This is a genomic window from Natronorubrum texcoconense, from assembly GCF_900100335.1.
Classification (GTDB): Archaea; Halobacteriota; Halobacteria; order Halobacteriales; family Natrialbaceae; genus Natronorubrum; species Natronorubrum texcoconense.
Genome location: NZ_FNFE01000005.1, coordinates 281190 through 303933 on the forward strand (window position 1 = coordinate 281190; position 22744 = coordinate 303933).

Below are 22744 nucleotides of genomic sequence, written 5' to 3' on the forward strand. Positions count from 1 at the left end.
GGACGATGCACGCACTCGAGGGCGACACCGCGGGTGAACGATCGGTGACGGGACCGCGGCCGGAACTCGAGAGCTGGACCGAACTTCGATCGGCCGCGAAAAGGATCGACGAGCGCCTCGACGGGCGACTGGGGATGGTCGTCTGCGACGCCGGACCTGATCAGAATGTCGAATCGGATCACGACGTCGAATCAGATTCCAGCAGTACTCCCCTCGTCGCGATCCGTCCGACCGAGCGCTTCGGCGCCGCGAGCCTCGTCAAACTCCCGATTCTGTACGCGCTGTACCGCACGTACGACGGTCGACTCGCAGACCTCGACCGTCCGCACTCGATCGCTCCCGAAAACCGCGTCGGTGGCGATGGGCTGTTCCACCTCTTGTCGGACCCCACTCCCACGACCGAGGATCTGGCGACGGCGATGATCTCGGTGAGCGACAACGCCGCGACCAACGAACTGATCGACCATCTCGGCTTCGACGCGATTGACGAAGGAGCGGCCGACCTCGGACTCGAGGGAACCCGCCTCGGTCGAAAGATGATGCAGACGCCGGCGGTCGATCCGTCGGCTGCGGCCCTGGAAACCGACCGCGCGTCGCCAATCGAATCGAACGGCCATCGGTACGTGAACTGGGTAACGCCGCGGGACTGCGCGACGCTGCTCTCGGATATTCACGGCGGGCGGACGCTCTCGAGTGCGGCGTACGAGCGACTCGCGAGACCGCTCGCTCACCAGCACGACGGCTCGATGGTCCCCCGATATCTCCCGCCCGACGTTGATATCCTGCACAAGACCGGGAACCTGCCGTCGGTCGCCGCCGATGCGGGACTGCTGACGGTCGGCGAGCGAACGGTCGCCTACGCGATCTGCTGTGACGGACTCGAGCACCGCGGCGAGGGGGTCGACGCCATCGCCGAACTGAGTGCGGGCGTGTATCGGATTCTCGAGCAAGGATGACCGGAGATCGGGCAACTGAGAGCTGGGTCCCTCGATCCCTCGCGTTCGGCAGCCTCGAGTGAGCGCGCTCGGCGACGTCGAATACGAGTTTGCAGCCAGTGAGTCAAGAGGTCCCTTTCCCGACGAGAAAACCGCCGAGGGCACCGGGAATCGCGCAGGCTGGCCCGCCGAAGAAGAGGAACGTCGCGACGAACAGCACGGGGTTCCCGGCGAACGGCTCGAGGAACAGCGGCCCGGTTGGGACGGACGCTCCGGTGACGGACGCGGCGATCAGCACAACGAGAGCGTAGCCGACGGCGAATATGGGGGCGCCGAACAGTCCAGCGAGACCGCCATCGACCCATCCGTCGGCGGGATCCGCCGTCGTTACGCCGGCGACGAGCCCGCCGACGAGTCCGGTGACGACGAACAGCGGGCCGAAATCCGGCCGCACCGCTATCACGATGCTCACCATCGCGCCGGTCAGTGCGAGCGCACCGAGTAGCACGGGTCGCCACCGAATCATGAGCGATCACGTCGCTCGAGGAGGTGACGATCGATTGGGTTCGTCGCAGCCGGCAGTATCGAGGACGAAGCCATTGACGACCAACACTTGTTAGTAAGGTGTAATAATCTTGGCGGCAGTTGACGGCGTTCTCGGTGGCGATACCCACGCGAGCCACCAACTCCGTCGGTTCGATCGCTGGTAACGATCCGATCACCGACGTTGTGCGGCCACTTACGAGAGCGCGCCGAACCCGTCCGGAGGCCGACGATGCTTGGTCGCTTGCTCGTAGGCGTAGGCGAGTTCGAACAGCCGATCCTCGGCGAACTGTCGTCCCAGTAGCTCCATCCCCACGGGGAGCCCGTCATCGGTGAATCCGGCAGGGACGACGATCGAGGGAAGCCCCGTGTTGGCGGCCAGTTCGCAGGGCAGTTCCGCGAACGGCTGATGGTCGGGAATCTGCACGGGCGGGATCGTCGACGGCGGGTACAACAGCGCGTCGAGATCCTGAGCCGCCATTCGATCGAGCGTGTCGATCCTGAGCTCCCGTCGTCGCTCGAGTCGGGCGAGGTAGCCGCTGTGCTGATCCAGCGACTCGGGATCGAGATCTAACATGATGCCGTCCTCCAGCCGGGACTGGACCGGCGGGGCGATCACGTCGGCCTCGAGGATCTCCGAAAAGCTGTCGTAGGGAGCATCGTCCCCCAGCGCCGACAGGTAGCGGTCGATGTCTCGTTCGAACTCGTAGCCGATGACGCGAGCCGACGCGAGGTGGTTCGTGTCGACGATTTCGACGGGATCGACGATCGTTGCCCCCGCCGACTCGAGGTCCTCGATCGCCGTCTCGAGCACGTCGGTTACCGCGTCCGCGGCGGCCTGCGGCGCGCTCGCTTCGTCCTGCAGTCCGAACAGCTCGCGAACGACCCCGATTCGGGCGTCCTCGAGCCCGCGCTCGTCCAGATGTGAGACGTACCCCGCATCGGGGGTGTTGCCTACGCCCGCGGACGTGGTGGGGTCGTCCGGGTCGTAGCCGGCCATCGCGTCCAGCAGCCGCGCGGCGTCCGCGACGGTCCGGGTGATGGGACCGGCCGTGTCCTGCGTCGCGCTCAGAGGAACGATGCCCGCCGCGCTGACGAGCCCCTTGGTCGGCCGGACGCCCACGAGATTGTTGAACGCGGGCGGCGAGCGGACCGACGAACAGGTGTCGCTCCCCGTGCCGATCGCGCCCAGGTTTGCGGCGATCGCCGCCGCTGTGCCGCCGCTCGAGCCCGACGGCCGTCGATCCAGCGCGTAGGCGTTTCGCGTCTCGCCGCCGAGCGAACTGATCGTGTCCACGCCGAAGGAGAACTCCTGCAAGTTCGCCTTCGCGAGAACGATGCCGCCCGCGTCCCGGAGTCGGTCGACGACGAACGCGTCCCGCGGCGGGACCGAGTCAGCGAGCGCTACCGATCCCGCCGTCGTCGGCATATCGTGCGTGTCGTGGTTGTCCTTCAGAACGATCGGGATCCCGTGGAGCGGGCCGACGAAGCCGTCGGATTCGAACTGCGAGTCGAGCCGTCTGGCCCGCTCTCCGGCGTTCGGGTTGACGGTCAGAATCGCGTTCAACTCGTCGTCGTAAGCTTCGATCCGCTCGAGATAACGTTCGACGAGCGACTCGGCGGTGAGCGATCCGCTATCGAACGCTGCGTGGAGCTCCTCGACGGTCGCTTCGACGACGTCGGTCGACCCGTCGGATGCTGTCGGAGACATGTGCTGTGTGCCGATACCGACGCCATCACCTAATAGCTCGCCACAGATGGCAGCAGTCTAACCAGTGTTGAGATTCCGGATAGGAGATGCACGCTCTCGTGTGATTCCCCAAAGATTGCTAACTTCGCAATATAGACTAGTAATTCAAGGACGTTTCAGCTACACAGACGTCCATAAATATTTATACGATGTATGCCAACAGAAGACATAGTTCGGTATCTCTATGAAAAAACGGATCGATCTGACGCTGTGGCACGAAGCGTGCTGGATGCTGTCGGTCACTCGCGAGTATCCGTCGGCCACGCTCGTCATCACCGACATGTGTTCGGACGGCACCGATATTCTGGCGACGCTCGTCGTCACCGGTGAGGACGGACTCGACCTCGAGGCGGTCGCCGAAACGATCGCCGCGTATCCGGACGTTCGGGCGACGGATCTCCTCGAGGCTGGCGCCCGACACCGCCGCATTCACGCTCGGTTCGACGCGACGAGTTCGGTGTACGACACGATCGTTCGGTCGTCGCTGACCCCCATCGGCGAGATCCGGATCGCCGACGACACGGAACACTGGACGCTCCTCGCCGACGGCGAGGCGATCGGGTCCGCCATCGCCGACCTCGAGACGGTTGCCGACGTCGACATCCGCCGCGTGGTCGACTACGAACCCGACGCGTCGACGAACTACACGCTGATCGACGAGATCAGGGACGAACTCTCCGGCCGACAGACGGAGTACCTCCTCTCGGCGCTCGAGGAGGGCTACTACGGCTGGCCGCGCGACGTCGCGGCGAAGGATCTCGCCGAGAAACACGACGTCTCCGGTCCGACGGCGCTCGAGCACCTTCGAAAGGGCGAAGCCGTGGTCCTCGAGCGCGTGCTCAACAGCGTCAAGGAACAGCAGCGATCCGATCCATCGTTCCGGAAGTCCGCCTGAGGCCGTCAGCCGGCCTCCCGACCGAGCGGCGCTCGGCGTTCGACGCCGCTCGTCGGTCTTTCTCCGAAAATAGCGTCCGGTCGACTCGAGTGGCGCTACCGCTTAACTGCGCCGGCGAAGCGCCAGCACGGCGCTCGCGAGCAGGGCGACGAGCGCGATACCGACGCCGAAGCCGGGCATTCCTTCGTCGTCCGCGTCGTCGGCGCTGTCGGCCATACCGTCTGCGTCATCGGTACCGCTCTCGGCGTCGTCGGCATCATCGTCGTCCGCACCGTTCTCGGCATCGTCGGCATCATCGTCGTCCGCACCGTTCTCGGCATCGTCGGCATCATCGTCGTCCGCACCGCTCTCATCGGCACCGTCGGCATCATCGTCGTCAGTTTCGCCGTCGTCCGCGCCGTTCTCGTCGGCATCGGTGTCGTCGTCACCGGCGTCGTCGCCGTTGGCGTTCTCGTCGGCGACGTCGCCGACGGTGAGCGCGCCGTTCGCCTGCGCGTTCTCCGCGCTCACGGACCACTCGTACTCGCCGTCGGTGAGGGCGAACGATTCGACGACGAACGTGGCGCCCCCTTCGCCGTCGGTGTTTGCGGTGACCTCTTCGATGACCTCGTCCGCGCCGATCTCGAAGACGACGTCGGTCGCGGCCGCCTCGCCGTCGGGGGTGGTCACGGTGACGTGGAACTCGGCCGACTCGTCGCTGCCGATCGCTTCGGGTCCGTCGACCGTCACCTCGAAGTCGTCGGCCGACTCGTCGGTGGTCGCGGCGACGGGCGCCGCACCCGCGGCGACTGCCGACAGCGCGACGATCGATACGATCAGCAGGGTCGTCAATCGGGTTGTGCGGCTTCTTTCGCGTCGTTGGTTTCCGGTTGTCATTTTGGTAGAGATCGTGTTCGTGCGTGTGCCTCGAACGCCGAGCGTACGGCGTCGAACCTGTGCCGGTCGGTGGTAGATCTGCCTAGGCTCCGTGTTTCGTGACTATGATCTCGATTGACCGACCGCGGTCATATTTATTACAGCGCTATCGACGGTTGCGCGGTCGTTGCGAACAGCTCATGCGTGTCTGACGGCGATGGAACGGTTGGCATCAGCAAAACAGGGCCCCGAAACGGTTGTTCGTGGTGGGATCCTCGCGCACGAGCGCCTCACTCGAGGTCCGTCGCCGCGACGATCTCGCCGACCAGTTCGTCGATCCGGTCCGTCGCCGTCGCCTCGAGGTCGCCGGTGAGATTCGAGAGGAGACAGGAGAAGACGATCGCGGGCTCGCCCTCGCGGTCCTCGACGTAGCCCGAGAGCGTCCGAACGCCGGTGAGCGTCCCCGTCTTCGCTCTGACCGGGGCCGAGACGTCCGCGAGTCGATTCTCGACAGTGCCCTCGGCGCCGGCGAGGGGCAGCGACTGGCGGTACTGCTCGCCCCAGGGCTGTTCGAGGGCCCACTCGAGGACGGCGCTCACGCTCGCGGCCGACAGGAGATTGTATCGCGAGAGTCCCGACCCATCGCGGAGCCGAACGGCGTCGGCGCCGCGCTCGGAGAGGAACGCGTCAGCGTGTTCCTCCCAGGTCCCCCACGATCCCTGCCCCTCGAGTTCGAGCGCGACCGCCCTGGCGAGCTGTTCGGCGACGAAGTTGTCCGAGTTGACGAGCATCTCCCGCACCAGCGTCGACAGCGGCGCCGACTCGACGGCCGCACACGGAAGTCCGTCCGTTTCCACGGGGTCGTGTTCGATTCGCGTCCAGCCGTCGATATCGATCGCGTTCGCCTCGAGTGCATCGCACAGAAGCGAACTCGCGTGCATCACGGGGTCGTCGACGGGACTGGCTTCGACCGCCGTCTCGCCCGGCGGAATCTCGCCCTCGACGCGGATGATCTCGGAAGCGCGTTTCTTGTACACCTCGAGTCGTTCGCTCGGGCCCGTCTCGACGTCGGACTCGATCCGGACGATTTCCGAGGTCGGCGACGCGTCGACCGTCACCGAGTCGGTACGGTGGCTGACGGTGATATCGACGGTGTTTCGCTCGACCGCCAGCGGCGTGCTCTTGGCGCCGTAGGCGAACTGGCCGTCGTCCCACGTCCAGCCCGGACCGAGCGACTCGCGGTCGAACGCGGAGGCGTCGACGACGAGTTCGCCGGCGACGGTGTCGATCCCCGAGGCGGCGACGCCGTCGGCGAGCGTCATCAGATCCGCCTGCGAGAGATCCGGTGCGCCACGGCCGGTCAACACGAGATCCCCGAGGAGGTGGCCGTCTCTGATCTCGCCGACCGCGTGAAGCGTCGTCTCGAACCGGTAGGCGGGTCCGAGTTCGGCGAACGCTCTCGCCGCCGTGACGAGCTTTGCGTTCGAGGCCGGCAGCAGCGGCACCGCCGGATCGATCGCGACGATCGGCTCGCCCGTCCGCAGATCGACGGCGTAGACGCTCGCACTGATTCTGTCCAACGCCGGCAGTGCCGATTCGACGCGTGTCCGCACGTCAGTCCGTTCCTCAAGGCTCACGGCTGTCACCTCCTTCGTCGACCTCGAGATGGCAGGCGGCGACGCGACCAGCAGCCGTCGACTCGAGTGCCGGCGCGGTCGACTGGCAGACCGACTCGTGGGCTTCGAGGGTCTCTCGAGCGGTCGCCCACTCGCCCTCGAGTGCGCGTTCGACCGCGCGTTCGGCGTCCCCACGTGCTGCGGTTGGGATACCGTCGGAATCGCCGAGATACGCGTCGACGACGGCGCTCGGCTCGTTCGCGTCGGCGTCGATCGTTCGGTCCCGGACGTCGTCGAGCAGCCGTTCGTACGCCTCGTAGCCATCGCTGCTGAAGCCGTCCGGGAGGATGAAGTCGGGACAGCGGGTGTGGAAACGACAGCCTCGCGGCGGGTTCGAGGCGCTCGGGACGGTGCCGCCGAGCACCGACTGGACGCCCGGCTGATCCGGATCCGGGTTCGGGACGGATCGCAACAGCGACCTGGTGTAGGGGTGGTGCTGGTCGGTGAACAGCTCCTCCGTCGGCGACAGTTCGACGAACTCGCCGAGGTACATCACGGCGACCCGGTCGGCGATGTACCTGACGACGCTCAGGTCGTGCGAGATGAGGAGGTACGTCAGGCCGTACTCCTCCTGCAGGTCGTCCATCAGGTTGAGAATCTGGGCCTGCACGCTGACGTCGAGCCCGCTGACCGGCTCGTCGGCGATGACGAGGTCGGGGTTGATCGACAGCGACCGGGCGAGGTTGATCCGCTGGCGCTGGCCGCCCGAGAACTCGTGTGGATACCGGTTGTAGTACTCCCGCTTGAGACCCACCTGCTCGAGCAACTCGAGCGAGCGCTCCTGTCGCCGCGATTTCTCCCAGCCGGCCCCCTCGAGCGGATCTTCGATGATGTGGCCGATCTTCCGGCGGCCGTTCAGACTGGATTGGGGGTCCTGAAACACCATTTGCGTTCGCTTTCGGAACTCCGACTCCTCGATCTCGTCCGTTCGTTCGCCGTCGAAACGAACCTCGCCGGCAGTTGGCTCCTCGAGGCCGACGATCGTCCGCGCGAGCGTGGATTTGCCGCAGCCGGACTCGCCGACGACCCCGAGGGTCTCCCCGGGTTCGACCGAGAAGCTGACGCCGTCAACGGCTTTCACGCTCGACTCGTCGAAGCGGACGGGGAGACCGCCCGAGTCGCGGTCGAATCGTACCGAGGCGAAGAGCCCGGAGTGGACGGGGAAGTGTTTCTGCAGGTCGGTGACCTCGAGCAGGGGCTCTCGGCCGTCGACGCGGTCGGTTCGGTCGTCAGTGTCGCGCTGGTCGATCGTGCTCATGCGTGGCTCCGTGCTGGCTCAGTTAGTCGTGGGCGTCCCATCTCAATCATCCGCAGTCCCTCCTGACTCCGCGGGGTCGGTATCCGTATTCGACTCGTGTAACGCCGGCTCCGCTCGCGAGACGGTCTCGTCGTAGAGGAGGCAGGCGACCTCGTGCGGGTCGTCCTCGCCGACGTCGTACGACGGCGGCGTCGCCTTCGAGCAGTCGTCGAAGGCGGCCGGACACCGCGTGCGGAATCGACAGCCCGAGGGCGGCGATACCGCGCTCGGCATCGTTCCGCCGATCGGATCGATCTCGTCTAACGTCTCGTCGGGCGTCACCACCGAGTTGAGCAGCGACTGCGTGTAGGGGTGTTTCGGGTTTCGGTACAGTTCGTCGTACGGCGCACACTCGACCATGTTGCCGAGGTACATCACGCCGACGCGGTCACACACCTCTCGGACGACGCCGAGGTCGTGCGTGACGTACACCATGCTCGTCTCGTACTTCTCCTGGATGTCGTCGAACAGGTCGAGGATGCCGGCCTGAATCGTGACGTCGAGCGCCGTCGTCGGCTCGTCGGCGATGATGAGCCGCGGGTCGCAGGCCAGCGCCATCGCGATCATCGCTCGCTGTTGCATCCCGCCGGAGTACTGGTGTGGGTACTCGTCGATTCGCTGTTCGGGGTCCGGGATGCCGACGTCGTCGAGCAGTTCGACCGCCCGCGAGCGGGCCTCTTTCGGCGATCGGTCCGTGTTCTCGACGATGACTTCCTCGATCTGGCTTCCGACGGTGAAGACGGGGTTGAGCGCCGACATGGCGTCCTGGAAGATAATCGCGATCTCGTTGCCGCGAATCTCCTGTCTGAGTTCGCGTTCGGAGAGGTCAGTCAGTTCGCGGCCGTCGAAACGGATACTTCCGTCAACGACCCGTCCGGGGTCCCGGATCAGGCCCATGATACTCTTGACCGCGACGCTCTTTCCGGCACCCGATTCGCCGACGATTCCCAGTGATTCGCCGGTGTCGACCTCGAAACTGACGCCGTCGACGGCCTGGACGATCCCGTCGGCCGTAAAGAAGTACGTCCGGAGGTCTTCGACCTCGAGGAGGCTCACGGGCGATCACCTCCCTCGGGCGCGCTCGAGCCGCCGTCCGTGCTGGCCGGCTGTCGGCCGCCGTCCTCGAGGTCGCCGAACCCGTACCCGTGGTCGGGTTCCGTCGGGAGGTCGTCGAGATCGAAGTCGTCGATTCCGACGTCTTCGACGGTCATCTTCGGGTCCATTACGTCTCGTAGTCCGTCGCCGAGCATGTTGAATCCCATGACTGTGAGGAAGATCATTATTCCGGGGAACAGCGCGACCCACCAGGCGACGAGCAACGCCGTTCGGCCGTCCGCGAGCATCCGGCCCCAGTCGGCCGTCGGCGGCTGGACGCCGAAGCCGAGGAACGACAGCGCGGCCGCGCCGATGATCACGGTCCCCATCGAGAGGGTTCCCTGAACCACCACCGGGGCGAGCCCGTTCGGAACGATCTCGCGAAAGAGGATCGTCCGTCGCGGGAGCCCGGCGAGTTTTGCCGCCTCGACGTACTGTCGATCGCGCAGGGAGAGCACTTCGGAGCGCATCACCCGCGCGTACGCCGGGATACCGACGATACCGTAGGCGATGAAGAGGTTGTAGATGCTCGGGCCGAAGATCGCCATGAAGATCATCGCGAGGACGAGGCCGGGGATCGCGTACAGAACCTCGACCGTTCGCATCAGGCCGTCGTCGACGTAGCCGCCGAAGTAGGCGGAGACGGCGCCGATGATGATCCCGCCGATAAAGCTGATTCCGACCGCGAGAATGCCGATCGCGAGCGCCGTTCGACTCCCGTAAATTAGCCGAGAGAGGATGTCACGGCCGTAGCGGTCGGTCCCGAACGGGTGCTCCCTCGAGGGACCCTCGTACCGCATCGTCTGGTCCATCGCGTACGGGTCCGCGTGGAGCCACGTGATCATCGCCCGGTCGAAGACGAAGCTATCGATCGTCGTGAACAGCGCCATCAGTACGAGCACGGCGATGATACCGAGACCGGCGAGCGAGGTCGGACTGTGTTTGAGTTTCAGGAGCGTCGTGACGAACCCGCTTCTGGCGTCGAACTCCGCCTCTTTCACGCGGCTGCCGTCCTGGCTCATCTCGCCTCACCTCGAGCGGGCGTCGGGTGGCGAACGGTCGAACTCGTGGTGGGTGTGTCAGTCATATTTGATCCGTGGATCGATGTAGGCGTAGGCGATGTCGGTGAGCACGACGCCGATCAGGAACAGCGTCGAGAAGAACAGCGTGACGCCGACGGCGACGGAGTAGTCCTGGTCGATGATCGAGTCGAAGAACAGCCGTCCCAGACCGGGGATGGCGAAGATCTCTTCGACGATGACGCTGCCGCCGAGCAGCGTCGACAGCTGAAGCCCGACGATCGTAATCAGCGGTAGGAGGGCGTTTCGGAACGAGTGACGGACCATGATCTTGCGCTCCGGAATGCCGTAGGCGCGTGCGGTCTCGACGTGTTCCGAGCGGAGCTCTTCGATCATGCTCGAGCGCGTCATCCGCATGAGCAGCGCCGTCTGTGCCGTCGCGAGCGTCAACACGGGCATGACGAGCAACATTGCGGACTCGACCGGATTGACAAAGGGCGACGTGTAGCCCGACGCGGGGAGGAGTCCGAGGTGGTAGGTCATGACGTAGATCAGCATCAGCGCCAGCCAGAAGTTCGGCGTCGAAATGCCGGCCAGACCGGCGAATCTCGAGACGTGGTCGCCGGCTTCGTTGTGTCGGGCGGCGCCGTAGATGCCGAGCCCGATGGCGACCGGCAGCGCCACGACGTAGGACAGCCCCATCACGACGAGCGTCGGCTCCATGCGCTCCCAGATGAGGTCGGTCACCGGTCGGTTGTAGACGAACGACTGACCGAGGTCGCCCTGTACGAGCCGCCAGAGGTGTTCGAAGTACTGTTCGTAAAGCGGCCGATCGAAGCCGTGGCTCTCGATCAGGTCGTCCGCCAGCTCCTGTCCGGGCTCCGTCCCGAGGTAGAGACGGACGGGGTCCCCCGGCAGTGCGTGCATCATGATGAACGTCAGCGTCACGATGCCGAACAGGACCGGAACGAGCTGGGCGAACCGTCGGAGTGTGTATCTAAACAATCCCATCTATGGTCGAAATAGTCGTATAGTGCGTGTCTCCGTCCGCCGTTAGTTGTCGATCGTTGCCGACTGCCACTCGTTGAAGACCTCCTGATCGCCGAACTCGGTCGGCTCGTAGCCCTGTACGTCCGTGTGGACGCCGGTCGCGCTCTCGGCGGAGTAGACGCCGAGAACCGGATACAGCGGCATCAGGAGATCGACGGCCTCGACGTAGTACTCGTAGCGCTCGTCTCGGTCCGTCGTCATTCGCGCCTCGCGAACGATCTCGTCGAGTCGCTCGAGATCCTCGAGGTGATCGTCTTCGCCCCGCTCTCGGGCACCCTCGTAGAGGTAGCCGATCGAGGAGTGACCGACGACGTCGTCGCTCATCCCGCCGTCGTCGTTGGCGATGTCCCGGAACATGTGGTAGTAGTAGCCGTCCGGGTCGTCGTTCCCACCCCAGCCGTACGTGGTGATGTCGAAGTCGCCGACGTCGAGGGAGTCGAGCCACTCGCCGTCGGAGACCTCGCTGACCGTCGCGTCGATGCCGGCCTGTTCGAACTCGTTCTGTAAGACGGTCGCCCGTCCCGTCATCGCTTCACCAGCCCGGGCGGTGATATTGACCTCGAAGTCGGTGCCGATCCCCGCCTCCTCGAACAGCTCGAGCGCGCGCTCGTGGTCCTGCTCGGGATAGTACTCCGCCTCCCACTCGTCGGCGGGGAAGTCCCAGCCGTTGACGACGCCCGGCGGCATGTGCCCCCAGTTCCGGCTCCCGAGGTCGCCCACGGCACCCGTCAGCAGATCGTCGTAGTCGACGAGGTAATTGAGCCCCTCGCGAGCCCTGACGTCTTCGAACGGGCCCTCGAGACAGTTGATGAGGAAGCCCTGGAAGTCGAAGTTGTCGAGCTGGTAGACGTCGATATTGTCGTCGTCCTCCGCTTCGTCGACCAGCGCCTCCGTCACGCCCGACTGGTGGATCGTGCCGTCGGCCAGTTCGACGTAGCCGACCTCCGTCTCGGGGATGATGCGGTACTCGAGTCCGTCGAGTTCCGGCTCGCCCATGAAGTAGTCGCTGTTGGCCTCGAGTTCGACGCTGGCCGACGGATCGTGGTTGGCGAGTTCGAACGGACCGCTCCCGACCGGGTTCTGGCCGAACTCCTCCTGGCCCATCTCTTCGGCCGCGTCCTTCGAAACAATCGCCGCGTTCATCCCCGCGAGCGTCCGCTCCATGAGCGCCGACTGGTACTCGAGGTGGAGCGTGACTTCGTACTCGCCCGTCGCCTCGGCCTCGTCGAGGAACTCGACGTTCGAGAGGTTCGGCGAGTCGTTGTCCGGGTCCCGCACCCAGTTGAGCGAGTAGGCGACGTCCTCCGCGGTCAGCTGCGAGCCGTCGTGGAAGGTGACGTCGTCTCGGATGTCGGCGACGAACGTCGTCTCGTCGACCTCCTCGAGCTCGCCGTCCGCGAGGTGCGGAATCGTGCCGCTGCCGTCCGGCTCCATCATGAGCAGCGAGTCGAACAGGTAGTGTGCGGCGGTGCTGTACCACGCCATCTGATTCATCCGCGGATCGAACGTCTCCACTTCGTCCGACGTCGCGATCCGGAAGGTCCCCCCGCCGTCGCCGTCGGGATCCGCGCCGATGCAACCGGCGAACAGACCGGCAGTGCCGGCGGCCGCCATCGATTTGACGAACCGACGCCGATTCATGTCTGGTGTGCTGAGTTTATTGCGCATTGCGAACAGTCCTCATGTGTACCACCAGCTTGCTACACTAGGGGAAAATAGTCGTTCCCTATCATACTAGAGGAGAACGGTGACCGAGAACTACGCGTGTTCGATCCTGACCGTCTGCGCTGTGTAAACGCCACGATCGCGCCAGTCGTCGACCGCGAGATACACAATTAGTTCGCGATCGCCGGGGACGGGCGACCAGCGGTCCCGGCCGTCCGCTCGCTCGCGAACCTGGCCGTCCCAGTGGCCGGTGAACGTTCGTCGTTCCCGCGGGCCGAACGCGAGCTGGGAATTCGCCTCCGGCGGGTCGAACCGTCCGACTCCCGCCTCCGGGAGATCGTCGATGGTCCACCCCCAGGGTCGGCTCGTCGGGAGTTCGAGCACGACGCTCGTCGGCAACCGATTCCTGACGTGAAACCGAAACGGCGTCTGTCGACCGACGACGATCCGATCGGGGACCTCGAGCGAACAGGTGAGCGCCCGGTACGCGAGCCCCGTCGGAACGAGCGACCCGGGAAACCCGACGCGCGTCTCGTCGCCGGTCGTCCGATCGAGCTCCGTGCGGGCGTTTCGTCGCTCGTCTCTGGGTGCCATCGTCTCGATTCGAGCGACGCAAGCGGACGATTTGGTGCTTTCGGTGAGGCTCTCGGCTCTCCTGTGTGGCGTGTGCGCGATGTCGTCGCTGTCATCCGAACGGGGGTCGCGTGCCGCTGCCCCAAGAGCTACCACCGTCGACCGAGCACGCCACCCATGGACATCGACCGAACCGAACTGGACAGACTCGTTGCTGCTCGGGGTGGACCCGGCGGAGAGTATCGCGTCGCTCGCGTGTTCGAGGAGCTAATCGAGCCCCACGTCGACGAGATCTCGTGGGATGCGATGGGAAACGTGGTGGCTACGAGCTACGGCGACGGAGCGAACGAAGACGGCGGCGACGGGACGAACGAAAACGGGGACGACGAGGGGAGCGAGGAGATCATGCTCGCCGCCCACACCGACGAACTCGCGTTCCTGATCGACGGAATTACCGACGACGGGCTCTGTTCGTTCTCGATGCTCGGGGGCCACTACCGGGGCTACCTGCTCGGCCAGCACGTCCGCGTCGGCCCGGACGCCGTGCCGGGCGTCATCGGTGCGAAGCCGCGACACTTCATGGACAACGAGGAGAAGGAGGCGCTCCCCGAGACCCTCCACATCGACCTCGGCGCGCGGAGCCGAGACGAGGTCGCGGATTTGAACGTCGAACCGGGCGATCAGGCGACCTGGGACCGCGAACTGACCGACCTCGCGAACGGCCGACTCACGGGCCGAGCGCTCGACGACCGGATCGCCCTCGCGATTCTCGTCGCCGTCGCCCGCGCCGCCGATCCCGATAGAACGGTCCACTACGTCGCGACCGTCCAGGAGGAAGTCGGTCTCCGGGGCGCTCGCGCCGCAGTGCACGAGGTCGACCCCGACGTGGCCGTCGCCCTCGAGATTTTCCCGACCGACGATTACCCGATCGACGGCGAGCGCTCGGTCGACGTCGAACTCGGGTCGGGACCCGTCGTCGAACTCGGCGACGGCACCTCGGAGTACCTCTTCGGCGGCGTTCTCGTCGACAGACAGACCCTCGAGTGGCTCAAGCGAGCCGGCGAGAGCGCTGACGTCTCCCTCCAACACGACCTCATGATCGGCGGGACGACCGACGCCACGGAGTTTCAGAGCGCCGGTGGCGGGCGCCACGCCGGCGCGATCGCCGTCCCCTGTCGGTACACCCACTCGCCCGTGGAGCTGATCGACCTCGCCGACGCGGAGGAGACCGCCGACGTGCTCGCGGCCGCCCTCGAGTCCCCGTTCCCCGACCGAACGGACGTTCGCGGTCGGCGGTAGTGTCGGTTCTCGACAGTTCGCTCCGCTGGAAGCGATCGAAGCCGTCTCGAGTGTGAGCGGCGAGAAAGCGGTGACGGCTACGGAGCAGCGGCGACGACTGCGGAGCAGCGCTTACTGAGGTGTGGCGACACCGGATCAAGGGGAGAGCGGGAAACACGGTCCTCAGCTGCCGTCCGGGACTACGAGTCGGTCGTCGTAATGTCGGCCGACAGCCCCTGGGCCATCTCGATCTCTTTGGAGTTGTTCAGCGTCCAGGCGGTGCGTTCGGTGACGGCCTCGATGGACTCGCGGGCGCTCGGGTAGCCGTTGCCGGACTTCTTCGCGCCGCCGAAGGGCAACTGGACCTCCGCGCCGATACACGGGAGGTTCGCGTACGCGAGTCCGATCTCGGCTCGGTCGCGGAACCGGTTGAGTTGGCGGTAATCCTCCGACACGATCGCACCGGAGAGCCCGTACGGCGTGTCGTTGTGGATCTCGAGCGCGCGGTCGATATCGCCCGAGTACTCGAGGAGGGCGACGTGCGGGCCGAAACACTCCTCTTTGAGACAGCGCAGGTCGGTGTCGTACTCGATCTCGTAGACGAACGGGCCGACCCAGTGGCCCTCTTCGTGGCCCTCGGGTATCTCCTCGTCACCGAGTTCGAATCGGTCGACCAGCACCTCTGCACCCTCTTCGACGGCCAGTTCGTTGTGCTCGCGGATCTTCTCGACGTGGCCCGCCTCGATCGCCGGCCCCATGAACGTATCCGCCTCGAGCGGATCACCCACGGCGACGTTCTCCGCGATCTCGACGAACCGTTCTTTGAACTCGTCGTAGACGTCCTCGTGGACGATCAGGCGCTCGCTCGAGACGCAGCGCTGGCCGGTCGTCTTGAACGACGACATCACCGCCGCGTGGACGGCGATGTCCAGGTCCGCCTGTTCCGTAACGATGATGCCGTTCTTGCCGCCCATCTCGCAGGCCGCGAGTTTCCCGGGTTCGCCGCCGACTTTGCCCGCGATTTCGTGGCCGACTTCCGCGGAGCCGGTAAACTGCACCGTATCGACGCGGGCGTCCTCGACGATAGCGGCGCCGGCGTCGCCGTAGCCCTGGACTAAGTTGAAAACGCCCTTGGGAATCCCGGCGTCGTCCATCATCTCGGCGACGATCTGGGCGGTCCACGGCGTCTGCTCGGCGGGTTTCCAGACGATCGTGTTGCCCTCGACCAGCGCGATGGCCATCTGCCAGAACGGGACCGCGACGGGGAAGTTCCACGGGGTGATGCAGCCGACGACGCCGCGGGGCTTGCGGCGCATGTAGGCGTCCTTGGAGGCGACCTCGCTCGGGACGACGTCGCCGTGGGGATGGCGGGCGTTCGCGGCGGCCCACTCGACCATGTGCCAGGCTTCGGTCACCTCGGCCTTCCCTTCGGAGATCTCCTTCCCGCACTCCTTCGAGACGGTCGCGCCGAGTTCTTCGTGGCGCTCGCGCAGTTCGTGGTAGATTTCCCAGAGGTACTCCGCGCGGTCGATATACGAGAGGGCGCGCCACTCGTCGAAGGCGTCTTCGGCGGCCTCGAGGGCGGCGTCGACGTCGTCGGCCGTCCCGCGTCGGAACGTCGCCAGCGTCTCGCCCGTCGCGGGATTTACGCTCGAGAACGTTTCGGACCCGTTCCCGTCGGTCCACTCACCGTCGATGTAGTGGAGACAGTCTCCACTGGTAGCCGGTTGGCTCACACCGTCTTCTCTTAGCGATAGCGTATAACGGTTCCTCTTCCGGAACCGGTCGAGGTACAGTGATCGGAGGTCCCGTGATAGAGAACCGATGACACACCGAAACACGTAAGGTCATTATCGTACTAATCATTAGCCAGAGTATGACCTTCTACGACCGGGACGACGAACTCGCGGCGCTGGAGACGGCCGCTGACTCGCCCGGCCACGATTTCTACGTCGTCTACGGGCGACGCCGTGTCGGGAAAACGGAACTTCTCAAAGAGTTCTGCGCAGATCGTCCGCACAGCTACTTCCTCGCGGCTCAAGAAGCCGAACATCGCCAGCGGGAGAAGTTCGTCCAGCAGATTGCCGACAGCTTCGGTGACCGCGTCCCGCGCATCGACGGCTGGGACGACGCGTTCGAGTATCTCGGTGAACGGCTCGCTTCGGAGCACCGGATCGTCGTCATCGACGAGTTTCCCTATCTGGTCGAAGCGAACGACTCGGTGCCGTCGTACGTCCAGGCGTTCGTCGACGAACAGCTGCGGGACACCGACTCCATGCTCGTGCTCTGTGGCTCGAGCGTGAGCACCATGGAGTCAGAGGTACTCGGCCACGAAAGTCCGTTGTACGGCCGTCGAACGGGCCAGATCGATCTCCAGCCGTTCTCGTTCCGACAGGCACGAGACGTCATCTCGTACGATCTCGAGGCGGCGATTCGGTCGTACTCGGTCACCGGCGGGACGCCGATGTACCTCACGCTCTTCGATTACGACCGATCGCTCGCCGAGAACATCCAGAAGCGAATTCTCTCGCCGACGGCCGTCCTCTACAACGAGCCGGAGTTCCTGTTGCGCACCGAGTTGCGGAATCCTGCGCGATACATGAGTATCCTCGAGGCGGTCGCGCTGGGCCACACGACGCCGAACGAGATTTCGGGGGCGACGGGAATCGATCCGGGGCCGCTGTCGAAATACCTCCAGACGCTCCGACGACTCCGACTCATCGACCGCGACGTCCCGGTCACCGCGTCCGGAAAGAAGTCCAAACGATCCCGGTATCGCGTCGCCGACGAGTTCCTGCGCTTCTGGTTCCGATACGTCGAACCGAACCGTTCCAGCATCGAAGCGGCGCCGACGGTCGTCTTCGACGGGACCATCGAACCCGATCTCCCCTCCCACGTCGCAACCACGTTCGAAGACGTCTGCCAGGAGGGTATCTGGGAAGCGATCCGACGCGGTGACGTCGATCCGTACTCCGAGGTCGGGCGGTGGTGGTACGGCGAAGAGGAGGTCGATATCGTCGGTCTCGCACCCGACGACGATCGAATCCTGCTCGCGGAGTGTAAGTGGACCGCCGAACCCGTCGGGCGCTCGCTCGTCGAGAGCCTTCGAGCGAAGGCCGAAAGCGTCCGGTGGGGGTCGGGGACGCGAGACGAACGGTTCGCCCTCTTCTCGAAAAGCGGGTTCGTCGATGGGCTCGACGACGAAGTCGGCGATAACTGGTCGCTCGTTACGCTCGAGGACCTCGAGGCGCTCCTTGCAGCCCCGTAGTCACCGCCGTTCGAAACACCAGGATTCTTGCGGCAGAAGACGAGGTGCGGAGGACTGGGCGCTCACGCGCCGGTTCAACTCGGCAGGCGTCCCGTTCGCTCGAGAACAACGAGGCCGAGAGTCGTCGCCCCGAGGAAGAGCCCAGCGGCGATGAACACCGCGTCGTAGGAGTAGCCGCCTTCGATAAAGACGCCCAGAACGAACGAGCCGAGCGCCTGAATGAGCATCCACAGAGAGCTGAAGACGGCGTAGGCGCTCCCCCGCGTCGAGTCCGGGAGCGTATCGAGGAGGAACGTATCCGTCGCCGGAAACAGCGCGTGGATGACGAAGCCGATGACACCCGACATTACTATCAATCCGAAGAGCCCGTCCACCGTCGTCAACACGAGGAGGGTCCCGGCGAACGTTCCGACGACGCCGAGCAGATACGGCACGCGGGGGAGCCTGTCGGCCAGATCGCCGCCGAAGTAAAACGCGGGAATGCCGGCGGCGAAGACGATCGTCAGCATTAGTCCGGAGGCTCGAGGCGAGAGCCCCTTCGACTGCATGTACAGCTCGTAGAAGTTGAACACGCCCTGCCAGATGAACGACGCGATGCCGACGATCGCCAGCGCGGTCACGATGATCCGCCACTCCGACAGCGCGCCGGCGACGAAGTTTCGATCCTCGCTCCCCGCCCGCGGCAACTCGGTCCGCATCGCGGCGACTCCCGTGTACGCCGTCACCACCGCCGCACCGACGGCGATCGCCCACAGCGAGAGTCGCCAGTCGACGAGGAGCGTAAGCGCCACGAGCGGAGCGGCAATCACCGCGGCGATCTGACTGGCGGCGCCGTGAATGCCGATCACGTGCCCGACGCGGTCCGGATACAGCTCGCTCAAAAACGGGTTCGCCGAGACGAAGTAGACGCCGGAGGCGATACCCATCAGGAAGGCACCGACCATGAGGTGGCGAACCGATGTCGCGGTCGCGGCGAACCCGGAGGCGACAGTGAGAATCGCTCCGGACCCGATCACGACGGAGTGTCTGGGGACCTTCGTCAGGAGCCACCCCGTCGGTAAGCGGGGGGCCGCACTTCCGACCCACGCGAGCGTGACGAGGAGTCCGGCGGTCGCCTCGCCGATCGAGAACTCCGCGATGATGACGTCCAGCAGCGGTGCGAAGATGATTCTGGCGAGATTGAGGAGAAAGACCAGTCCACAGAGGGAGGCAAACAGTCGGGATCGAGACACGGTCGGTGTTTTCGACAGGAGGTCTCAAGGCTTCCGAAATCGGATCGGTGCAGATCGAAAATCGACGACAGACTACCTATCAGTAGCCGAGCTCGAGCAGCCGATTGCCGGCGAGCGCGGCGAACGTGATCGCGAACAGGACGGCAAGTATCAGAAACGACGTTCCCCACCCGAACAGGTCCGCGAACAGCCCCGCGCCGACCGACCCCGCGGAGCCGACGACGGTGTAGACCGTCCGAACGAGGCCGAAGCCCGACCCGCGTTCGGCGTGTCCGAGCTTGTCGAGAAAGCGCGGATCGAGCGCCGCGAAGAAACTCGAGCCGAATCCGGCGAGGATCACGGACGCGCCGAGCACAACCGAACTCGCGCCGGCGACCAGTCCGAGCAGGCCGACAGCCCCGCCGAGCATCGACGCACCGATCGCGAGGTCGCGACCGTACCGATCGGAGAGTTCGCCCAACACGAACTGGCCGACGGTTCGGACGACGAAAAACACCGAAAAAGCCACGCCAGCGTGCGTCGCCGAGTACCGGTGGTGTTCGATGAAAAACGTCGGGAGAAACGTGAGCAGGCCCTGCACGACGAACGTCCCGAGCATGGCGATCACGAGCGTGAACGCGATCGACGGTCTCGAGACGAGTTCGACCACGGCGTCGAGTTCGAACCGCTCGCGCATCGGCTGGGCCGGCCGTCGCGGCTCGGTCGGTCGGATCCGCCAGGCGAACAGCGCGAACACCGGCAGTCCGACGACGAGCGCGAGCGCCACCGCCGGCCGCCAGCCGAACCGAACGCCGACCCACGCCGCCACGACGGGGGCGACCAGCCCCGCGAACGGGCCGCCCATCGAATGGATCCCGACGGCTCGTCCCAGTTCGTCGTACGTCCGTGACAGCAGCGTCACCGCGACGGTGTAGTGCAGCCCCGCGACCAGTCCGAGGAGGACGGCGAAGAGGACGAACGCGGCGAACACCGGGGCGAACGCGAGCAAAAGACTGGCAACCGCCGTACCGCCGACGGCCACGAGTATCACCCGCTTTTCTCCGAACCGGTCGCCGAGGACACCGCTCGGGAACTGTGAAAGCCCGTAGGCGAGCCACATACCCGACAGGGCGAACCCGATCTGCGTGTTGGAGACGTCGAAGTCGTCGGCGATGAACGGGATGACCGGACTGATCGCCATTCGTGCAAAGTAGGTGACAAAGAACGCGAGGAGACACAACGCGAGAACCGTCGTCCGATAGTGCCAGCGCATTAGATCTCTATCGATCGGATAGCCGATAGGTGCAGATATACGTGATGAAAGCGGCCGGAAGCGGACCGTTCACTCTGGGAGAATCGCTCGAAAACGAATTTCCGTGACGACGCCCCGACGACGGCTCAGTTCGAGACGGTGTGCGGCGCGACCGATTCGGCGACGGCGTCGACCGCATCGGTAACCGCCTCCGCGACGATCCTGACCGACGGTTCGCTGATCGTTAACGGCGGCGAGAGCATGAGGTGATCGCCTTTCAGCCCGTCGACCGAGCCCGATCCCGGATAGGTGTAAACGCCGCGCTCGAGCGCACGGTCGTAGACGCGGCCGTTGACGTTGAGATCGGGATCGAACGGCTCGCCAGTGTCGCGGTCTGCGACGAACTCGATACCGATCATCGCACCGATCTGTCGGAAGTCGCCGACGATCGGGTTGTCGGCTAGGGGCTCGAGTTCCGCAGCCAGCAACTCGCCGCGTTTCCGTCCCGTTTGCAACACAGAATCCGTGTACTGGTCGACGACGTGGGCTGCGATCGCCGCCGAAAGCGGGTTTCCGCCGAAGGTGTGGCCGTGCGAAAACGACCGACCGGTGCCGTTCTCGAACTCGTCGGCGATCTCGTCTCGAACCATCGTCGCACTGATCGGAGCGTAGCCGCCCGACAACCCCTTGCCGAGGGCCATCATGTCCGGAACAACGTCGAAGTGTTCCATCGCGAACATCGTCCCCGTTCGGCCGAACCCGGTCATCACCTCATCCGCGATGAAGAGGACATCGTACTCGTCGCAGATGCGACGGACTTCTTGGAAATAGGCGGGATGCGGGTGGGCCGCGGGGATGCTCGCCCCTGAAACGGGCTCCGCGATGAACGCCGCGACCGTCTCCGGTCCTTCCTGCTTGATCGTCGTCTCCAGTTCCGCAGCGGCGGCGATCGCTTGCTCCTCGGGCGTTCCCTCGTACTCCCAGCGGTAGGGGTACGCCGGCGGAACGTGGGGCCAGCCGTGGAGCAGTGGTTCGTACTCGGATCGACGGGACGTGTTACCGGTCGCGGATAGCGCGCCGAGGGTTGCACCGTGGTAGGATTGCCAGCGGCCGATGATCGTGCTCTTGTGCGGGTTCCCCGTCTCCCGGTGGTACGCTCTGGCGAGTTTGAACGCCATCTCGTTCGCTTCGCTCCCGGAGTTTACGAAGAACGCGGCGTTCAGATCGCCGGGGGATACCGCAGCCAGCGTTTCGGCCAGCGCTTCCGGCGCCTCGTGAGAGAAGTGCGAGAGGCTCAGATAGGACAGTTCCGAGAGCTGCGCATCAGCGACGCTCTCGACGCCCTCCACGGAGTGGCCGAGGTTGACGACCGCGGCACCCGCCGCAGCGTCGACGAGTTCGCGTCCATCTTCGGTAACGAGAAATTCGTCGTGAGCGGAGCGGATCCGGGGAAAATCCGGCTTCATTCCCCCGCCCCACTTATAAAACAGGTTCGCTGTGTTGGCCATATACGACTCTAGATGGGGTATGCTAAAATAAATCTTGCTGAAGGGGCCGAAATCAGTCCTATTTCTAATCTATTGGTTTTTAATTTGGAATGGGCACAATAACAGAGTTCAGTCGAAGGGCGGCACGCGCGATACCCTCTCGAATCGCCGTGAAAAAAGCTCCACCGCTCGCGTCGTACGGGCCGATTTACGTGATTCGTCCCACCGTGCGTGTCGTCGATCGGATTTCCCTCGCTGAAGAATGCTATCTGATCGAGGCTCGCCTACGTCGATAGCACGGGATTGGAACCCGTCTAACATTCCACCCGCTTTTCGATAGCTGTAACAATCTATATACTCGTCCTCTCCCCGTGTTCGAGTATGGTAGAACTCAATCTTGACGAGAACGACCTCGAGATCCTGCGCTGGTTGGACCGAGAGGGAGAAATCGACGTCGATCAGCTGAGCGAAGAGCTCGGGATCAGTACCTCGACGATCTACTACCGTCTGGATAACTACCGTGAAAAGGGGATCCTCCAGGGGAACGTGGCGGATATCGACCACCAGAAACTCGGCTTCGAACTCACTGCCATCACGGAGATCAAAAGCGAGTACGGTCCCGGCTACGACGACATCGGCGACCGACTCACGGAACTGTCCGGCGTCCAGTCGGTGTACTTCATGCTCGGGGAAATGTCGTTCACCCTGGTCTCTCGCCTTCGCGATCACGAACACCTCCAGGCGCTGATCGACGAGATCATTCATACAGACGGCGTCGAACACTCCTCGACGCACATCGTTCTCAAGACGTTCAAGGACGAATCCCGACTCCTGGTCAACTACGACGACGACGACCTCGAGAAACTGTTGGACGACGGAACGCTCGCGAAGTGAG

Annotated in this window: 19 protein-coding genes; 5 read left to right on the plus strand and 14 right to left on the minus strand. The window is 64.8% G+C overall.

The window, feature by feature from the left end:
• Positions 1-5: 5 nt before the first annotated feature.
• A complete protein-coding gene (locus BLT08_RS16090; RefSeq protein WP_245724247.1) occupies positions 6-956 on the plus strand; it encodes a serine hydrolase in 951 nt (316 codons plus the stop codon).
• 103 nt (positions 957-1059) lie between these two features.
• Here the strand turns inward: BLT08_RS16090 and BLT08_RS16095 are convergent, their stop codons facing one another.
• Both BLT08_RS16095 and BLT08_RS16100 read right to left on the minus strand, forming a co-directional pair.
• Complete coding sequence (locus BLT08_RS16095; protein ID WP_090309900.1) at positions 1060-1461, minus strand: hypothetical protein; 402 nt, start codon at positions 1459-1461, stop codon at positions 1060-1062.
• A gap of 213 nt (positions 1462-1674) precedes the next feature.
• Positions 1675-3189, minus strand: a complete 1515-nt coding sequence (locus BLT08_RS16100) for an amidase family protein (protein ID WP_090309903.1) — start codon at positions 3187-3189, stop codon at positions 1675-1677.
• 223 nt (positions 3190-3412) lie between these two features.
• Between BLT08_RS16100 and BLT08_RS16105 the strand changes: the two genes are divergently transcribed.
• Positions 3413-4123: a helix-turn-helix domain-containing protein gene (locus BLT08_RS16105; protein WP_090309906.1), complete on the plus strand. Its 711-nt coding sequence runs from the start codon at positions 3413-3415 to the stop codon at positions 4121-4123.
• Positions 4124-4225: 102 nt separating this feature from the next.
• Here BLT08_RS16105 and BLT08_RS16110 read toward each other — a convergent pair whose 3' ends face one another.
• The 8 genes from BLT08_RS16110 to BLT08_RS16145 form a co-directional block, all read right to left on the minus strand.
• A complete protein-coding gene (locus tag BLT08_RS16110; RefSeq protein WP_245724248.1) occupies positions 4226-4954 on the minus strand; it encodes a PGF-CTERM sorting domain-containing protein in 729 nt (242 codons plus the stop codon).
• A gap of 314 nt (positions 4955-5268) precedes the next feature.
• On the minus strand, positions 5269-6615 hold the full coding sequence (gene dacB, locus BLT08_RS16115; protein WP_090309911.1) for a D-alanyl-D-alanine carboxypeptidase/D-alanyl-D-alanine endopeptidase: 1347 nt from the start codon (positions 6613-6615) through the stop codon (positions 5269-5271).
• Positions 6605-7912 carry an ABC transporter ATP-binding protein gene (locus tag BLT08_RS16120; protein ID WP_090309914.1) on the minus strand — a complete coding sequence of 436 codons (1308 nt, stop codon included), beginning with the start codon at positions 7910-7912 and terminating at the stop codon, positions 6605-6607. Before BLT08_RS16120 ends, dacB begins: the two co-directional genes overlap by 11 nt.
• Positions 7913-7954: 42 nt before the next feature.
• Positions 7955-9007, minus strand: a complete 1053-nt coding sequence (locus tag BLT08_RS16125) for an ABC transporter ATP-binding protein (RefSeq protein WP_090309917.1) — start codon at positions 9005-9007, stop codon at positions 7955-7957.
• Positions 9004-10068, minus strand: a complete 1065-nt coding sequence (locus tag BLT08_RS16130) for an ABC transporter permease (protein WP_090309919.1) — start codon at positions 10066-10068, stop codon at positions 9004-9006. Before BLT08_RS16130 ends, BLT08_RS16125 begins: the two co-directional genes overlap by 4 nt.
• A 57-nt stretch (positions 10069-10125) precedes the next feature.
• On the minus strand, positions 10126-11076 hold the full coding sequence (locus BLT08_RS16135; RefSeq protein ID WP_090309922.1) for an ABC transporter permease: 951 nt from the start codon (positions 11074-11076) through the stop codon (positions 10126-10128).
• 42 nt (positions 11077-11118) lie between these two features.
• Positions 11119-12783, minus strand: coding sequence for an ABC transporter substrate-binding protein (locus tag BLT08_RS16140; RefSeq protein ID WP_175529346.1), 1665 nt, complete (start codon positions 12781-12783; stop codon positions 11119-11121).
• Positions 12784-12873: 90 nt separating this feature from the next.
• A complete protein-coding gene (locus BLT08_RS16145) occupies positions 12874-13374 on the minus strand; it encodes a DUF7974 family protein (RefSeq protein WP_245724249.1) in 501 nt (166 codons plus the stop codon).
• A gap of 156 nt (positions 13375-13530) precedes the next feature.
• Here BLT08_RS16145 and BLT08_RS16150 point away from each other — a divergent pair, with 156 nt between their 5' ends.
• Positions 13531-14652, plus strand: coding sequence for a M42 family metallopeptidase (locus BLT08_RS16150; RefSeq protein WP_090309926.1), 1122 nt, complete (start codon positions 13531-13533; stop codon positions 14650-14652).
• A gap of 179 nt (positions 14653-14831) precedes the next feature.
• Here BLT08_RS16150 and BLT08_RS16155 read toward each other — a convergent pair whose 3' ends face one another.
• A complete protein-coding gene (locus tag BLT08_RS16155) occupies positions 14832-16367 on the minus strand; it encodes an aldehyde dehydrogenase family protein (RefSeq protein WP_090309928.1) in 1536 nt (511 codons plus the stop codon).
• Positions 16368-16507: 140 nt separating this feature from the next.
• Between BLT08_RS16155 and BLT08_RS16160 the strand changes: the two genes are divergently transcribed.
• Positions 16508-17899, plus strand: a complete 1392-nt coding sequence (locus BLT08_RS16160) for an ATP-binding protein (protein ID WP_090309930.1) — start codon at positions 16508-16510, stop codon at positions 17897-17899.
• 74 nt (positions 17900-17973) lie between these two features.
• Here the strand turns inward: BLT08_RS16160 and BLT08_RS16165 are convergent, their stop codons facing one another.
• The 3 genes from BLT08_RS16165 to BLT08_RS16175 form a co-directional block, all read right to left on the minus strand.
• Positions 17974-19131, minus strand: coding sequence for an MFS transporter (locus tag BLT08_RS16165; RefSeq protein ID WP_090309932.1), 1158 nt, complete (start codon positions 19129-19131; stop codon positions 17974-17976).
• A 79-nt stretch (positions 19132-19210) separates the two neighbouring features.
• Positions 19211-20383: an MFS transporter gene (locus tag BLT08_RS16170; RefSeq protein ID WP_090309935.1), complete on the minus strand. Its 1173-nt coding sequence runs from the start codon at positions 20381-20383 to the stop codon at positions 19211-19213.
• Between the two features lie 125 nt (positions 20384-20508).
• Complete coding sequence (locus tag BLT08_RS16175) at positions 20509-21870, minus strand: aminotransferase family protein (protein ID WP_090309938.1); 1362 nt, start codon at positions 21868-21870, stop codon at positions 20509-20511.
• 360 nt (positions 21871-22230) lie between these two features.
• Between BLT08_RS16175 and BLT08_RS16180 the strand changes: the two genes are divergently transcribed.
• Positions 22231-22743: an Lrp/AsnC family transcriptional regulator gene (locus BLT08_RS16180; RefSeq protein ID WP_090309941.1), complete on the plus strand. Its 513-nt coding sequence runs from the start codon at positions 22231-22233 to the stop codon at positions 22741-22743.
• Position 22744: the final 1 nt, after the last annotated feature.

Excerpts from the sequence above, each read along its gene's own strand:
- BLT08_RS16090 (WP_245724247.1), top strand. The coding sequence starts at position 6 with ATGCACGCACTCGAGGGCGACACCGCGGGTGAACGATCGGTGACGGGA.
- BLT08_RS16100 (WP_090309903.1), bottom strand. The coding sequence starts at position 3,189 with ATGTCTCCGACAGCATCCGACGGGTCGACCGACGTCGTCGAAGCGACC.
- BLT08_RS16135 (WP_090309922.1), bottom strand. The coding sequence starts at position 11,076 with ATGGGATTGTTTAGATACACACTCCGACGGTTCGCCCAGCTCGTTCCG.
- BLT08_RS16180 (WP_090309941.1), top strand. The coding sequence starts at position 22,231 with ATGGTAGAACTCAATCTTGACGAGAACGACCTCGAGATCCTGCGCTGG.
- BLT08_RS16175 (WP_090309938.1), bottom strand. The coding sequence starts at position 21,870 with ATGGCCAACACAGCGAACCTGTTTTATAAGTGGGGCGGGGGAATGAAG.
- BLT08_RS16130 (WP_090309919.1), bottom strand. The coding sequence starts at position 10,068 with ATGAGCCAGGACGGCAGCCGCGTGAAAGAGGCGGAGTTCGACGCCAGA.
- BLT08_RS16120 (WP_090309914.1), bottom strand. The coding sequence starts at position 7,912 with ATGAGCACGATCGACCAGCGCGACACTGACGACCGAACCGACCGCGTC.
- BLT08_RS16170 (WP_090309935.1), bottom strand. The coding sequence starts at position 20,383 with ATGCGCTGGCACTATCGGACGACGGTTCTCGCGTTGTGTCTCCTCGCG.
- BLT08_RS16105 (WP_090309906.1), top strand. The coding sequence starts at position 3,413 with ATGAAAAAACGGATCGATCTGACGCTGTGGCACGAAGCGTGCTGGATG.
- BLT08_RS16095 (WP_090309900.1), bottom strand. The coding sequence starts at position 1,461 with ATGATTCGGTGGCGACCCGTGCTACTCGGTGCGCTCGCACTGACCGGC.
- BLT08_RS16150 (WP_090309926.1), top strand. The coding sequence starts at position 13,531 with ATGGACATCGACCGAACCGAACTGGACAGACTCGTTGCTGCTCGGGGT.
- BLT08_RS16160 (WP_090309930.1), top strand. The coding sequence starts at position 16,508 with ATGACCTTCTACGACCGGGACGACGAACTCGCGGCGCTGGAGACGGCC.
- BLT08_RS16145 (WP_245724249.1), bottom strand. The coding sequence starts at position 13,374 with ATGGCACCCAGAGACGAGCGACGAAACGCCCGCACGGAGCTCGATCGG.
- BLT08_RS16140 (WP_175529346.1), bottom strand. The coding sequence starts at position 12,783 with ATGCGCAATAAACTCAGCACACCAGACATGAATCGGCGTCGGTTCGTC.